General features: G+C 43.9%; 9 protein-coding genes and 1 riboswitch. Of the genes, 4 read left to right on the forward strand and 5 right to left on the reverse strand.

Going from position 1 to position 14,261, the window contains the following annotated elements; genetic code table 11:
* Window positions 1-6: 6 nt before the first annotated feature.
* Complete coding sequence (locus L7A31_RS17880; RefSeq protein WP_237363120.1) at window positions 7-1,128, reverse strand: pyridoxal-phosphate-dependent aminotransferase family protein; 1,122 nt, start codon at window positions 1,126-1,128, stop codon at window positions 7-9.
* Window positions 1,129-1,261: 133 nt separating this feature from the next.
* Window positions 1,262-1,437: riboswitch (Lysine riboswitch) on the forward strand.
* Window positions 1,438-1,549: 112 nt separating this feature from the next.
* On the opposite strand from L7A31_RS17880, the gene lysC reads away from it, so the two are divergent.
* Both lysC and L7A31_RS17890 read left to right on the forward strand, forming a co-directional pair.
* The gene (gene lysC / locus L7A31_RS17885) at window positions 1,550-2,902 is read left to right on the forward strand and encodes a lysine-sensitive aspartokinase 3 (RefSeq protein WP_237363121.1); all 1,353 of its coding nucleotides are present in this window, start codon (window positions 1,550-1,552) and stop codon (window positions 2,900-2,902) included.
* A gap of 429 nt (window positions 2,903-3,331) precedes the next feature.
* Window positions 3,332-4,624 (forward strand): MFS transporter, encoded by a 1,293-nt coding sequence (locus L7A31_RS17890; protein ID WP_237363122.1) that lies wholly within the window; start codon window positions 3,332-3,334, stop codon window positions 4,622-4,624.
* A 43-nt stretch (window positions 4,625-4,667) separates the two neighbouring features.
* Here the strand turns inward: L7A31_RS17890 and metH are convergent, their stop codons facing one another.
* Complete coding sequence (gene metH, locus L7A31_RS17895) at window positions 4,668-8,363, reverse strand: methionine synthase (protein ID WP_237363123.1); 3,696 nt, start codon at window positions 8,361-8,363, stop codon at window positions 4,668-4,670.
* A gap of 233 nt (window positions 8,364-8,596) precedes the next feature.
* On the opposite strand from metH, the gene L7A31_RS17900 reads away from it, so the two are divergent.
* Complete coding sequence (locus tag L7A31_RS17900; protein ID WP_237363124.1) at window positions 8,597-9,880, forward strand: cation:proton antiporter; 1,284 nt, start codon at window positions 8,597-8,599, stop codon at window positions 9,878-9,880.
* 52 nt (window positions 9,881-9,932) lie between these two features.
* Here the strand turns inward: L7A31_RS17900 and pmbA are convergent, their stop codons facing one another.
* On the reverse strand, window positions 9,933-11,276 hold the full coding sequence (gene pmbA / locus L7A31_RS17905) for a metalloprotease PmbA (RefSeq protein ID WP_237363125.1): 1,344 nt from the start codon (window positions 11,274-11,276) through the stop codon (window positions 9,933-9,935).
* Between the two features lie 119 nt (window positions 11,277-11,395).
* Between pmbA and yjgA the strand changes: the two genes are divergently transcribed.
* The gene (gene yjgA, locus L7A31_RS17910) at window positions 11,396-11,917 is read left to right on the forward strand and encodes a ribosome biogenesis factor YjgA (protein ID WP_237363126.1); all 522 of its coding nucleotides are present in this window, start codon (window positions 11,396-11,398) and stop codon (window positions 11,915-11,917) included.
* A gap of 38 nt (window positions 11,918-11,955) precedes the next feature.
* Here yjgA and thiQ read toward each other — a convergent pair whose 3' ends face one another.
* On the reverse strand, window positions 11,956-12,666 hold the full coding sequence (gene thiQ / locus L7A31_RS17915; RefSeq protein WP_237363127.1) for a thiamine ABC transporter ATP-binding protein: 711 nt from the start codon (window positions 12,664-12,666) through the stop codon (window positions 11,956-11,958).
* Window positions 12,653-14,254, reverse strand: coding sequence for a thiamine/thiamine pyrophosphate ABC transporter permease ThiP (thiP, locus tag L7A31_RS17920; protein WP_237363128.1), 1,602 nt, complete (start codon window positions 14,252-14,254; stop codon window positions 12,653-12,655). Before thiP ends, thiQ begins: the two co-directional genes overlap by 14 nt.
* Between the last annotated feature and the right edge of the window lie 7 nt (window positions 14,255-14,261).

The following is a 14,261-nucleotide window of genomic DNA, read 5'->3' on the forward strand; positions in this document are numbered from 1 at the left end:
AAGTGTTTAGTTAGTTAACGTTTCTTCTAATGCCTTTAAGCACAGAGAGACATTTTCTGGTCGAGCTCCATAACCCATTAAGCCGATACGCCATGCTTTTCCTGCTAAGCTACCTAGCCCAGCACCTACTTCTAAGTTGTAGGTATTGAGCAGGTGTGCTCGAACTTTTGCTTCATCGACTCCTTCAGGGAAGTAAACGGCATTGAGCTGTGGTAAACGACTACTTTCCTCAACCACAAACTTAAAGCCTAGTTTTTCCAAGCCGACTTTAAGCTTTTCATGCATATCTTGATGACGTCGCCACGCGTTTTCAATGCCTTCATTTTGCAACATGACTAAGGATTCATGTAAAGCATATAAACTGTTTACTGGCGCGGTATGATGATAACTACGTTTACCTTCACCACTCCAATAGCCAAGCACTAGGCTTTGATCTAAGAACCAACTTTGAATTGGAGATTGGCGAGATTGAATTTTCTCTATCGCTTTCGCTGAAAAAGTAACAGGTGATAAACCGGGAACGCAAGATAGACACTTTTGACTCCCCGAATACACCGCATCCAATTGCCAATCATCGACTCTCAGCTCAACACCACCTAGAGAAGTCACAGTATCAACGATCGTTAGCACTCTGTATTGTTTGGCAAGTTCACCTAACGCTTTAGCGTCAGACAATGCACCCGTTGATGTTTCAGCGTGAACAAATGCCAGTATTTTGCAGTCTGGATTGTCTTTCAGCGCTTGTTCTACCTTGTCGGTAGAAACAGGGGCACCCCACTCATCGTCGACAATGATAGCCTCACCACCAATTCGGACAACGTTTTCACGCATGCGCTCACCAAACACACCATTTCGACAAACAATCACTTTATCGCCTGGCTCTACAAGATTGACAAAACATGCTTCCATTCCCGCACTGCCCGGCGCGGAAACTGCAATTGTAAACTCATTTTTTGTCTGAAATGCATACTTAAGAAGTTGCTTCAGCTCATCCATCATAGAAATAAAAAGTGGGTCTAGGTGCCCGACAGTTGGTCGACTTAAGGCTTGTAAAACTTGAGGTGATATATCTGACGGGCCTGGTCCCATAAGAATGCGTCGCGGTGGAATAAAGCTTTGAATCGTCATGTTATCTTCCTATATTCAATGATGCGAATAGTTACATTAGAGTACTTTTTGCACACAAACAACTACAAAGGACTTGTTTTGTTAACAATTATTGATTGACAATTTTCTGATAAACACGTTCAATAAATGGGCTTAATGCAGGAGAGGAGCACTGCCCAGGCAGGCATTTTGTGGAGCCATAACTCCAAAACAAGATGCTGATGGGGAGCAGTGCCGAGATGATTTCAACGTATGGGTTGAGATTGTCGGTTATCGGGGCTGAATCCCCTTAACTGTCACTGGTCTCCCCAGTGAAGAGCTTCTGAAGGTATCTATTACAATATATAAGCCTTTCTCTATAGCTCAGTTGGTCTCTTCAACATTAAACATCATCTAGGTTATTGTAACCTAACGTTTAATTGATATTTTTCGGAGAATTACTGTGAGCAATTTCAACGTCGCTAAATTTGGTGGTACCAGCGTCGCAAACTTTGAAGCAATGAGCCGTTGCGCTTCAATTGTAGAAAATAACCCTCAAACAAAACTGATCGTCAGCAGTGCGTGTTCAGGTGTCACAAATATCTTGGTAGCCCTAGCTAATGGTGTTCAAGATGCTGAACAACGTGACAGTTTAGTAAACCAATTGGCAGACATACATCATGCAGTATTGGATCAACTCTCCGATCCTGTTGAAACAGAGAAAAGTATTCAAACCATACTCAGCTCAGTAGCTAGCGCAGCAGAAGCCGCCTCGTATCAACCAAGCAAAAAACTCACCGATCATCTGGTTTCAACCGGTGAGCTCATGTCGACATTGCTTCTCACGCAAATATTCAAAGAAAGAGGCAATAATGCGGTTCGCTTTGATATTCGAGATGTCATGAGAACTGATGACAATTATGGTAAAGCCGAAGCTCAACTTGAAACCATTTTTTCTCTTGCTCAAGAAAAGCTTTTGCCACTGTGTGAGAGCAATATCGTCATTACTCAAGGCTTTATTGGTAGTGATTCTGAAGGCAACACCACAACATTTGGCCGCGGTGGCAGTGACTACAGTGCTGCTCTGATAGCAGAAGCCGTTCAAGCTAATGGGCTAGAGATCTGGACAGATGTCCCTGGTATTTACACCACCGACCCACGGATTGCTCCCAAAGCAACGCCTATCCCTGAAATTAGCTTTAGCGAAGCATCCGAAATGGCCAACTTCGGTGCAAAAATACTTCATCCATCAACCTTAGTACCTGCTCTTCGCCATGATATTCCGGTATTTGTCGGCTCTTCTAAGCAGCCTGAAAAAGGGGGTACTTGGATACGCCATCAGGTGCAAAGTAAGCCTCTATTTCGCGCACTTGCACTGAGACGTAACCAAACTATGGTCACGCTTCGTAGTGCCAGCATGTTCCACGCTTATGGCTTTTTGGCCAAAGTATTTGAAATCTTGGCCAAGCATAAGATATCGGTCGACCTAATCACCACTTCGGAAATCAGTGTTTCATTGACCCTAGACCAAACTGACACTACAGGCGGTGCCCCAGAGTTGCCAGCGACAGCGAAAGCTGAGCTTGAAGAACTATGTACCGTAGAAGTCGAAAATGACCTGTGCGTTGTAGCATTGATAGGTAACAATATCAGCAAGCAAAAAGGTTATGCCTCGCAAGTATTTAGTGCTGTCGAAAACTTTAACCTCAAGATGATTTGTTATGGAGCAAGCCCAAACAATCTCTGCTTCCTTGTCCACGAGTCTGAATCAACAGACGCTATTGAGAAGCTGCACTTTGAGTTATTTGAGCAATAAACCTTCAAATAAAGTCTCATCATCTTGGACCGAAAGAGCCACAAACGTGGCTCTCATATAAAATAAAAATTCAAACCTTTCGGATATATTTGCCCTAAAAATGGCTATTATTCTGAACAACCGCCCGAATAATAATTTTTTATTCAACATAATCATATCGTTAGTCACTCAAAATAAATTTTAGCTATTTCGACTGCTTGACAGCCAAAAATGGCGCTGTTAGTTTGAATTAAGTTAATTTTTCCAGTTAAAAGTTTTACAGGTTCGCACAATCACCATGATGATCTTCTCGGCTAACACAATTAAACAAATTATTATCGAGATTATTATTATCAGGCGGTGCGGGCTTGAGTGAGTTGTATATCTCAAACTAAGCCTCGCACCTTCGGGTCCGAGGCTTTTTTTATACCTAAATTTGGACGTCATAAAATGAACGTAAAAGCCTTATCAAAAGATCAGTACCAAGAAAGCTCAACCAATTATCGCGTCGCTTGGCTTGCGATAGCTCTTTGCTCCTGTTTCCTGTTTTACAAATATGTTCTGCAGGTCTCTCCTTCTGTCATGACTGGTGAGCTAATGAAAGCGTTCAATGTGAACGGCGCTGGCCTTGGCAACCTAGCCGCCACATTTTTCTACAGCTACTTAGTCATTCAAATTACTTCAGGACCATCTTTAGATCGCTTTGGCGCTAGGTTTATTGGTGCTATCGCGTTGTTTGTCAGTGCAGCAGGTGCCTGGATTTTTGCCCATGCAACACAACTTGTATGGGCAGAAACAGGACGAGCTATGATGGGAGCCGGCGTAGCCTTTGCCACTGTTACTTACCTTAAAGTCGCGTCAACATGGTTTAGTGCTAAACGTTTCGCTTTTCTCAGCGGCTTAGTTCCTACCGCGGTCATGGTTGGGGCGGTATTTGGCCAAGTACCATTGGCGCATGTCGTTTCTGATGAGGGGTGGCGCCGTTCACTAGAACTCGTAGCAGTGCTAGGCGTTATTTTGTCAGTCGCTTTCTTGCTGTTCGTTCGTGATAAAAAAGGTTCCAGTAACGATGTACCAATGTCAGAGAAAGTACATTGGAAAGACAGTCTGCAAGTTTTGAAAAAGCCAGCTAACTGGATGCTTACACTATACAGTGGATTGGCTTTCGCTCCCTTAGCAGTATTCGCAGGCCTTTGGGGAAATCCTTTTTTAACTACCACCTATCACATCACAACCTCGCAAGCTGCTTCTTTAACATCATTAGTATTTATCGGCTTAGGTGTTGGCGGACCTGTATTTGGTCTACTTTCAGACTATACAGGTAAACGTACGTCATGGATGTTTATCGGCGGCATCATCACTTTAGTGAGTGTTATGGCCATCCTATATTCTCACCAACTCAATCATATTGAACTTAGCGTGTTGATGTTCCTTTTCGGCTTTGGCACTGGAGCATTTATGATTGGCTTCGCGATGGCAAAAGATCTCAACTCACTGCTGCTTGCTGGCACCATAGTAGCAATGGTCAACACTGGCGATGCTATTCTTGGCGCGATTACCGAACCACTTGTTGGCTACGCACTTGATTTAGGCTGGCATGGTAAAAAAGTGGCAGGGACACCAGTGTTCTCTACGCACGACTATGTACATTCGTTCAGTTTATTACCTATCTATCTTGTGCTTTCGCTTATCTTCCTTGCTCTGGCAGCAAAAATGATGAAAAAAGGCCAATACACTATCTAATAAAATTTAAGGCCAGCAATCGCTGGCCTTATCAAGAAAAAGACTAATCTAAATTAGGCGCTAGCCATTTCTCTGCAGTTTCTATATCCCAACCTTTTCGGTCGGCATAACTCTCTAGCTGATCTTGCTGGATTTGAGCAACGGCAAAGTAACGTGAATCAGGGTGAGAGAAATACCAACCCGAAACTGACGCCCCTGGCCACATTGCATAACTTGAAGTTAAAGACATACCAATAGTTTCTTCAACGTTCAGCAATTGCCACAAGCTTTCTTTTTCGGTGTGCTCAGGGCATGCAGGATAACCCGGTGCAGGACGAATACCTTGATAGCGCTCTCGAATAAGCTCTTCATTCGATAGGCTCTCATCAGCTGAATAGCCCCAAATTTCTTTTCGAACTCGTTCATGTAAGCATTCGGCAAAAGCTTCCGCTAACCGGTCAGCAACCGCTTGGATCATGATCGCGTTGTAATCATCACCTTTTGCTTTATATTCGTCAGCAAGCTCTCTTTCACCAATTCCACCAGTTACCGCAAACGCGCCAATCCAATCCTGTTTGCCCGACGCTTTCGGAGCAACATAATCAGAAAGGCAATAGTTGTAGCCTTTTGGTTTCTCGGTTTGTTGGCGAAGATTATGCAGAACTTTCAACACCTCGCTGCGAGATTCATCAGTGTAGACTTCAATATCATCGTCAATACTTGCTGCAGGGAAAAGGGCGCACATACCGCTCGCCTTAAGAAGCTTTTCTTTTTCTACTCGATCAAGCAGATCATTCGCATCTTTGAATAGCCTTTGCGCTTCTTCGCCGACTTCCTCATGTTGCAAAATCGCAGGGTATTTGCCCATCAATGACCAAGTCATAAAGAATGGCGTCCAATCGATGTACTTTCGCAATTCAGCCACATCAAAGTCTTCGAACACATGCACTCCTGGCTTTACTGGTTTTGGCGGTGTATACCTCGCCCAGTCAATCGCCACTTTATTTTCACGCGCTTTTTCTAACGTAACAGGCTTAGTTCGCGGCGTTTTGCGATTGTGTTGATCACGTACTCGCTCATAATCTAGATCGAGCTTTTCGATAAAGGCAGGACGTAGCTCATCGGAAAGTAACGAAGTACACACACCTACTGCACGAGATGCATTGTTAACATAGACAACTGGCTGGTGGTAGTTTTGCTCGATTTTCACAGCCGTGTGGGCTTTTGATGTCGTCGCACCACCAATTAGCAGTGGTAGGTCAAAGCCTTGACGCTCCATCTCTTTAGCAACATGCACCATTTCATCCAGCGAAGGAGTAATCAACCCTGATAAACCGATAATATCGACATTTTCTTCCTTAGCGACTTTTAGAATTTTTTCACAAGGCACCATTACGCCAAGGTCAATAATTTCGTAGTTGTTGCACTGTAAAACCACTCCAACGATATTTTTTCCGATGTCGTGCACGTCACCTTTAACCGTTGCCAATAATATTTTGCCGTTCGAGTGTCCCGCTTGTTTCTCTGCGTTAATGAAGGGCTCTAGGTGCGCTACTGCTTGCTTCATTACACGTGCAGACTTTACTACTTGGGGTAGGAACATTTTGCCTTCACCAAACAGATCGCCAACCACGTTCATACCGTCCATCAACGGCCCTTCGATCACTTCAAGCGGTCTACTTGCATTGGTACGAGCCTCTTCGGTATCTTCGACAATGAACTCAGTAATACCTTTGACTAATGCATGTTCAAGACGCTTCTCAACAGGCCAAGTTCGCCACTCTAGCGCTGAAGCATCATCCTCTTTGTTTGCACCTTTGCCGGCGTACTCTCCCGCAATATCCAACAATCTTTCCGTTGCATCATCACGGCGATTAAGCACCACATCTTCAACGGCTTCACGCAGCTTTTCAGGGACATTGTCATAGATCTCAAGCTGGCCAGCATTAACGATGCCCATATCCATACCATTTCTAAAACAGTGATACAGGAAGACTGCATGAATTGCTTCGCGCACATAGTTGTTACCACGAAAAGAGAACGAAACATTGGATACGCCACCGGAAATCATGGCATGCGGCAAGTCTCTTTTTATATCTGCGACGGCATTAATGAAGTCGACAGCATAATTATTGTGCTCTTCGATACCAGTCGCGACGGCAAATATGTTCGGGTCAAAGATAATATCTTCTGGTGGGAAGCCAACTTCGTCGACCAAGATTCGATAAGCGTTGGTACAAATCTCCAGCTTACGTTCACGAGTTTCTGCTTGGCCAATCTCATCAAACGCCATCACGATAACAGCCGCACCATAACGGCGTATCAGTTTAGCATGCTCTACAAAAATCTCTTTGCCTTCTTTCATTGAGATCGAGTTAACAATGCCTTTGCCTTGGATGCACTTTAGACCAGCTTCAATCACTTCCCATTTAGAAGAGTCGACCATGATTGGCACTTTTGAAATCTCAGGCTCCGATGCGCACAGCTTAAGGAACTTCTCCATGCACGCTTCGGCATCAAGCATGCCTTCATCCATATTGATATCGATGATTTGTGCGCCATTCTCAACTTGCTGTCTAGCCACCTCAAGCGCTTCATCATAAAGCTCTTCTTTAATTAGTCTTTTAAAGCGTGCAGAGCCAGTGACGTTAGTCCGTTCACCGACATTGACGAATAGCGTGTCTTTTTCAATGGTAAGAGGCTCAAGCCCTGAAAGACGACAAGCGACTGGAATTTCTGGCAAAGTACGTGGAGCAATAGATTCAACTGCCTCGGCCATTTTACGAATGTGCTCTGGAGTCGTACCACAACAGCCACCAATCATATTTAAAAAGCCACTTTCCGCCCATTCTTTAACATGAGATGCCATATCCTCAGGAGAAAGGTCATACTCACCAAAAGCATTAGGTAAACCAGCATTTGGATGCGCCGACACAAAAGTTTCCGATATACGCGACAGCTCTTCCACATATGGGCGTAGTTCATCTGGCCCTAGTGCACAGTTCAAACCAAAGGAAATAGGGTTTACATGTCGCAGTGCATTGTAGAATGCTTCCGTTGTTTGACCAGAAAGAGTACGGCCAGAGGCATCGGTAATTGTGCCGGAGATCATGACAGGTAGCTTGATTGAAAGCTCTTCGAATACACTTTCTACCGCAAAAGCACACGCTTTAGCATTCAATGTATCAAAAATGGTTTCAATTAGAATTAGATCAGCACCGCCTTTAATCAAAGCTCGCGTCGATTCTGAATAGGCTTCAACAAGATCATCAAAGCTGACATTGCGAAAACCGGGATCATTAACATCTGGCGAAATGGAACAGGTACGGTTAGTTGGGCCCAATACACCAGCAACATAACGAGGCTTTTCAGGTGTTTTTGCTGTCCACTCATCAGCCACTTCTCGAGCTAATTTAGCTGCAGCAAAGTTAATCTCTTCACTGAGGCTTTCCATATCGTAGTCAGCCATCGCGATAGTGGTCGCATTGAAGGTGTTGGTTTCAAGAATATCAGCACCAGCAGCTAAGTACTCCGAGTGAATATCTTTGATAATTTTTGGCTGAGTTAATACCAGAAGATCGTTATTTCCTTTTAAGTCGCAATGCCAATCGGCAAAACGCTCGCCTCGATATCCTTGTTCATCAAGCTTATATCCCTGAATCATGGTGCCCATACCACCATCTATCAGTAAAATCCTTTGATTAAGTTGATCAACTATCTGCTGTCTAACTTCACTTTGATGCTTAGCGCTGCTTCCCACAATACCGCCTCAATTTGCCAAATCTTTGCCCCATCCTACCATACAATCAATAGGAGTCTAGACGTCTAAAAATTAAAAGTACCAATTCCTCACTCAGCAAGTTTCTCATACATTGATCCCAGTGATATTTGAAACAATTCAAATAGTGAGTAGGTGGTCAGTAAAAGTGTTTGCTATTTTATTAACATACCTTGAGAATCCGATTCACATTTCGTCTTACAGAGTTTAGGGATATGTCTGTATATTACACGCTTTGTTTTTTATCCGCTGCCGCCATGGTCATTGCCTTTATAAACAGTAAAATAGGCAAGATGCAAACCACTATTGCTATCACTGCTGGCTCAATGACTTTATCACTCCTTATCCTCATCGCAGGGCAAAATGACTGGTTTCATTTAACAACTATTGCTACAGATGTTGTCTCTAGAATCAACTTTGAAGATTTTTTGTTAAAAGGTATTCTCGGCTTTTTACTCTTCGCTGGTGGGCTTGGCATTAAACTGCCACATCTCAAAGATCAAAAGTGGGAAATCACTGTCTTGGCACTGGGAGCGACCTTATTTTCGACTTTCTTTATCGGCTTTGTTTTGTATGCCCTTTGTCAATTGATCGGCATTCAGTTCGACTTGATCTACTGCTTGCTATTTGGCGCGTTGATTTCTCCAACCGATCCAATCGCTGTGCTCGCAATTGTCAAAAAGCTCAAAGCACCAGAACGTATTTCTACTCAAATTGAAGGAGAATCGCTGTTTAATGATGGATTTGGGCTAGTCATTTTTGTCACTCTGTTCACTATCGCTTTTGGCACAGAATCGCCAACGGTTGGCAGCGTCACGAGCTTATTTCTGCAGGAAGCAATAGGTGGTATCGCCTATGGGTTTGTATTGGGTTTAGTGTTCCATTACTTGATCTCTTCAACTGATGACCATTCAATGGAGCTGCTATTTACTATCGGAGTGCCTACTGCTGGCTATGCATTTGCCGAAGTGCTGCACGTATCAGGCCCGCTCGCAATGGTTGTTTCTGGCATCATGATTGGTAACTGGACCCGTTACATTGGTTTTTCCAAAGAAAGTGACAAGCACCTCGACCACTTTTGGGAGCTCGTCGATGAGTTTCTCAATGGCGTACTGTTTCTACTTATTGGTATGTCGATGTTACTGTTTGAATTCCATGAAGAAGACTGGATTTTAATGGCTATTTCAGTACCACTCGTCCTTGCTGCTCGCTATCTGAGCGTGTTTCTCTCCTACATCGGATTCAAACGTTATCGCCATTATAACTCTTGGTCGATCAAGATATTAACTTGGGGTGGCTTACGAGGAGGACTTGCATTAGCAATGGCTCTATCTATCCCATCTGGGATCTGGGTGATCGAAGAAAAAGCTATTGATGTTAAAGAGATCATATTGGTCATGACCTACTCGGTAGTGGTGTTTTCAATCTTGGTTCAAGGTTCGACCATCACACCAATGATCAATAAAGCCAACAAAGAAGAGCAACAAGCTCAAGATTAGGTATAAAAAGGCCGAGCAATCAACATGCTCGGCCCCACTTAAGTCTGTTAGCTTATTCGCCAGCGACTTTCATCGACTCCAGCAAAATAGAACCTGTTTGGATCTGAGAGCGTGTCTCAACATCTGTACCCACAGCAACAATCTGTTGGAACATATCTTTTAAATTGCTAGCAATAGTAATGCCTGAAACTGGGTATTGAATTTCACCATTTTCTACCCAGAAACCAGCCGCGCCGCGCGAGTAGTCACCCGTCACGATATTCACGCCTTGTCCCATCACTTCCGTGACCAACAAACCTGTGCCCAACTCTTTGACTAACTGGTCAAAGTTTTGGCCTGTCGATTTTACAAACCAGTTGTGAATGCCACCAGCATGACCCGTTGGTGTCATGTTTAGCTTACGTGCGGCATAGCTGGTTAAAAGATAAGTCGATAGAACGCCATCAGTAATAATATCCAGATCTTTGGTAATCACGCCTTCGTTATCAAATGGAGTTGAAGCTAAGCCTCTAAGTAGATGCGGTCTTTCATCAATGTAAAACCAGTCTGGTAAAACTTGCTTACCTAACTGATCCAAAAGGAATGAAGACTTACGGTAAAGGTTGCCACCGCTAATCGCCATCATTAAATGGCCGATTAAACCCGTTGCCACATCAGAAGCAAACATCACCGGATATTGCCCCGTAGTCAGCTTTCTTGCATCTAAGCGTTTAACTGTTTTCTCAGCAGCTTTAAGCCCGACAGTTTCAGGAGACCACAAATCATCACGATGTCTGGCAACGGTATAACTGTAGTCTCGCTCCATTTCGCCATTTTCACCTTGACCAATCACACAGCAACTTGTGCTGTGTCGGCTAGAGGCATAACTGGCAAGCAAACCATGGCTATTACCATAAACTTTTACGCCATAATGACTATCGTAGGTTGCCCCATCACTCTGCTTGATTTTTCCGCTGTAAGAGAGAGCTTTTTCTTCTGCTGCAATTGCTACTTTTGCCGCATAATCTGGGTCTGGAGTATCGGGGTGAAACAGATCAAGATCTAAGACTTCTTTGACCATCAACTCTTTTGGAGCTGGGCCTGAGCAAGGATCTTCACTGGTGTATTGAGCAATATCTATCGCAGCCGCTACGGTTTGCTTGATCGCCTCTTCACTAAGATCCGACGTTGAAGCACTACCCTTCTTTTGATCACGATAAACAGTGATACCTAAAGCACCATCACTATTGAATTCAACATTTTCAACTTCACACATTCGGGTTGAAACACTTAAACCGGTCGATTTAGTGATGGCAACTTCAGCACCATCACAACTTGCTGAGGCCATATCTAGCGCTTTGGCAACGGCGGCTTCTAACTCAACACGTTGCTGAGCGACTTGCTGTTTTACATCCATTTCGAATCTGACTGTTTGTTATGATTAGAAGTTAGAATAACAAGAATTTCGCTTTCTCCCCACGATTCTTGTTAAAATAGTCATAATAATAGTTAGAGATAGTGATATAGGCAGGAAAGATGGCTCGTAAAAATCAAAAAGCGCCTTGGGAACCTGAAGAAGAGATCATTTGGGTAAGCAAAACCGAAATGAAAAATGACATGGAAGATTTGCAACGACTTGGCGAACAACTGGTTGAGCTAAAGCCTTCCGTGTTGGAAAAGTTTCCACTAAGTGAAGAGCTAGCTGATGCCATTAAAGATGCCCAGCGGTTCAAAAATGAAGCAAAGCGCCGCCAATTGCAATACATTGGAAAACTGATGCGCACCGAAGATCCTGAGCCAATTCAAGCGGCTTTAGATAAAGTTCGAAACAAGCACTCACAGGCAACAGCGGAACTGCATAAACTAGAGCAGCTGCGTGACCGTATTATTGAAGAAGGTGATAGTGCGATTGCTGATGCAATAGAGTTATATCCTAACGCAGATCGTCAGCGCTTAAGACAGCTTGCTCGACAAGCTAACAAAGAGAAAAAAGCCAGTAAGCCGCCGAAAGCCTCAAGAGAGATTTTCCAAACGCTTAAAGCATTAAACGAAGAGTAAATTGTAAGAGCCAACATTTCAGTTGGCTCTTTTTCTTACTAGCTCTGCTCTCCAGCCATAACAAACTTGCTTAAATAAGGATTGTCATGGCTAGCGGACAGTTCAGCGACCACAGCGGCGACTTCTACTTTTCCATTTGCGACAAAAGCGAAGTTTGTCGCAATCGCTCTTGCGTCACTCAAATGATGCGTCACCATGATGACGGTTATGCCACGTTTAGCAGCCAACGTCTTAACCAAAGACAACATCTCTTCTCGCAAGATTGGATCGAGTGCAGAAAAAGGCTCATCAAGCAGCCAAATGGAATGCGGCTGAACAAAACAGCGAGCAAGTGCCACTCTCTGCTTTTGCCCACCAGATAGCTGCTCTGGCAACCTATCCAACATCGCAGCCACTCCCACTTGCTCTGCAGCCAATTCAACCTGCTGCTTTTGACTGTCAGTCAATTTAAGCCCTGGGTGTAGCCCTAAACCAATATTTTCCCGCACCGTTAAGTGAGCAAAAAGATTGTGCTCTTGAAATAACATAGCAAAAGGTCTTTGATAAGGCTCTTGGCCCACAACCGATATGCCATCTACAGCAATGGAGCCTTTGGTCGGCTCGATAAAGCCGGCGACCAATGCAAGGAGCGTAGATTTTCCTGCCCCACTTGGGCCCATTAAGGCAACCACTTCACCTTGAGCAACTTCTAAGTCAAACAAGAACAACGCATCGTGATAGTAGTAGTGGACATTATTAAGAGTCAGCATATTTCTTTCTCGAATTCGCTTTAAACAAAAACTCTACCAAGCTGAAACAGCCAAGACTTAGCAACAATAATGTCAAAGACACTACCGCAGCCGCATTCATTTGATAGCTGCCCAAAAGCTGGAAAAGATATAAAGGAAGTGTTTTAAAGTCTTGGCTACCAAACAAGGCTATCGCACTTAAGTCGCCGATAGAGAACATAAAGCTGATAGCAAAAGCATGGGCTAACGGTTTCCTCAATGCGCGCCATTCTACCAACTTAAACCTTTGCCAGCCCTTCATACCTAAGCTTGGGCAAAGTAGCTGGTATTGCTGAGCAATATGCAGCATAGGCTGAGATAGCGTTTTGATGACGTATGGCAAAGCCATCAATGCATTGACCAAAACCACAACAAGCAAAGCATAACTGAATGCATCAGCAAAAGAGCGAATCAGCAAGAACAAACCCGTGCTTGTCACGAGCCCCGGAGTAACCAAAATAATGGTACCAATGAGCTCAATTTGGTCTGCTTGAATATGTTTGTGTCGTAATCGCCAAGCACGACTAGAGGTGAGAATTGCCACCCCTGCAGCTAGCGCTATCATGGCAGCTAAAATAGCCACTTTTAGGGATGCAAACAGTGATAACCAAAACGACGAATCAGACAGCACTTTGCCAATATCAGAATTCAGTCCACTCACAACAACCATAAATAAAGGAGGCAATACAAATAAACACACAAGTGCTATCCAACTCCAGTCCCAGCACTTTGCTGGCCAGTTATCTTGAACCATTCGCACACTGGCATTTGATGAACCAGTGCTTACCGATACAGGTTTTGCAAGACGTTGAATAGAGAAAGAGAGTGTCCCGCACAATATAATCTGCCAAATGGCGAGTAAAGCTCCAGATTGCAAGTCAAAGTCAAACTTAATTGCCTGATAGATAGCAAGCTCAATGGTGGTTGATTTCGGGCCTCCGCCCAAAGCCATTACCGTTGCAAAACTGGTGAAGCAGAGCATAAAAACCAAACCAATCACATGTGGTAACTGTTGACGGATTCTAGGCCACTCAACCCATTTAAATTTGTTCCAGTGGCTCATCCCTAAGTGTGCACATAGCTTATGTTGTTCAGCAGGTACTGTCTCCAATGCTTGCAATAACAAGCGGCTGGCATAAGGCAGATTAAAAAACACATGAGCCAGCAGAATACCGCTCAATCCATACACGGAAAACGGCATTTTCTCATTGAACTCTGTAAACCAACTAGCTAGTAAGCCACTGTTACCATAAATAGATAAAATTCCAAACACACCAACCAATACAGGCAAAACCAATGTGGTTGCGAATAGCTTGAGCAGTAGAGTGCGGCCTTTAAATCTCCGGCGGGATAAAGCATGGGAAACCGGAATTGCCAACCCAACACTAATCAGGGTCGATAGCGTTGCTTGATAAAAGCTAAAATAAGTAACGTGACGATAATATGGATCGCCCCAAACAGAGCCAATGCTGAGTGAAGGCGCATGAAGAATCAGTGCGGCAAGTGCGGATATAACAAAGGCCGCGATAACCACCGCGACCCATATTCCAACTTTAGGTATTGAGTTCAATTTAGCC

The sequence above is a fragment of the Vibrio marisflavi CECT 7928 genome (genome assembly GCF_921294215.1).
Taxonomy (GTDB): Bacteria; Pseudomonadota; Gammaproteobacteria; order Enterobacterales; family Vibrionaceae; genus Vibrio; species Vibrio marisflavi.

Excerpts from the sequence above, each read along its gene's own strand:
- L7A31_RS17880 (WP_237363120.1), bottom strand. The coding sequence starts at position 1,128 with ATGACGATTCAAAGCTTTATTCCACCGCGACGCATTCTTATGGGACCA.
- L7A31_RS17890 (WP_237363122.1), top strand. The coding sequence starts at position 3,332 with ATGAACGTAAAAGCCTTATCAAAAGATCAGTACCAAGAAAGCTCAACC.
- L7A31_RS17900 (WP_237363124.1), top strand. The coding sequence starts at position 8,597 with ATGTCTGTATATTACACGCTTTGTTTTTTATCCGCTGCCGCCATGGTC.
- pmbA (WP_237363125.1), bottom strand. The coding sequence starts at position 11,276 with ATGGATGTAAAACAGCAAGTCGCTCAGCAACGTGTTGAGTTAGAAGCC.
- yjgA (WP_237363126.1), top strand. The coding sequence starts at position 11,396 with ATGGCTCGTAAAAATCAAAAAGCGCCTTGGGAACCTGAAGAAGAGATC.
- thiQ (WP_237363127.1), bottom strand. The coding sequence starts at position 12,666 with ATGCTGACTCTTAATAATGTCCACTACTACTATCACGATGCGTTGTTC.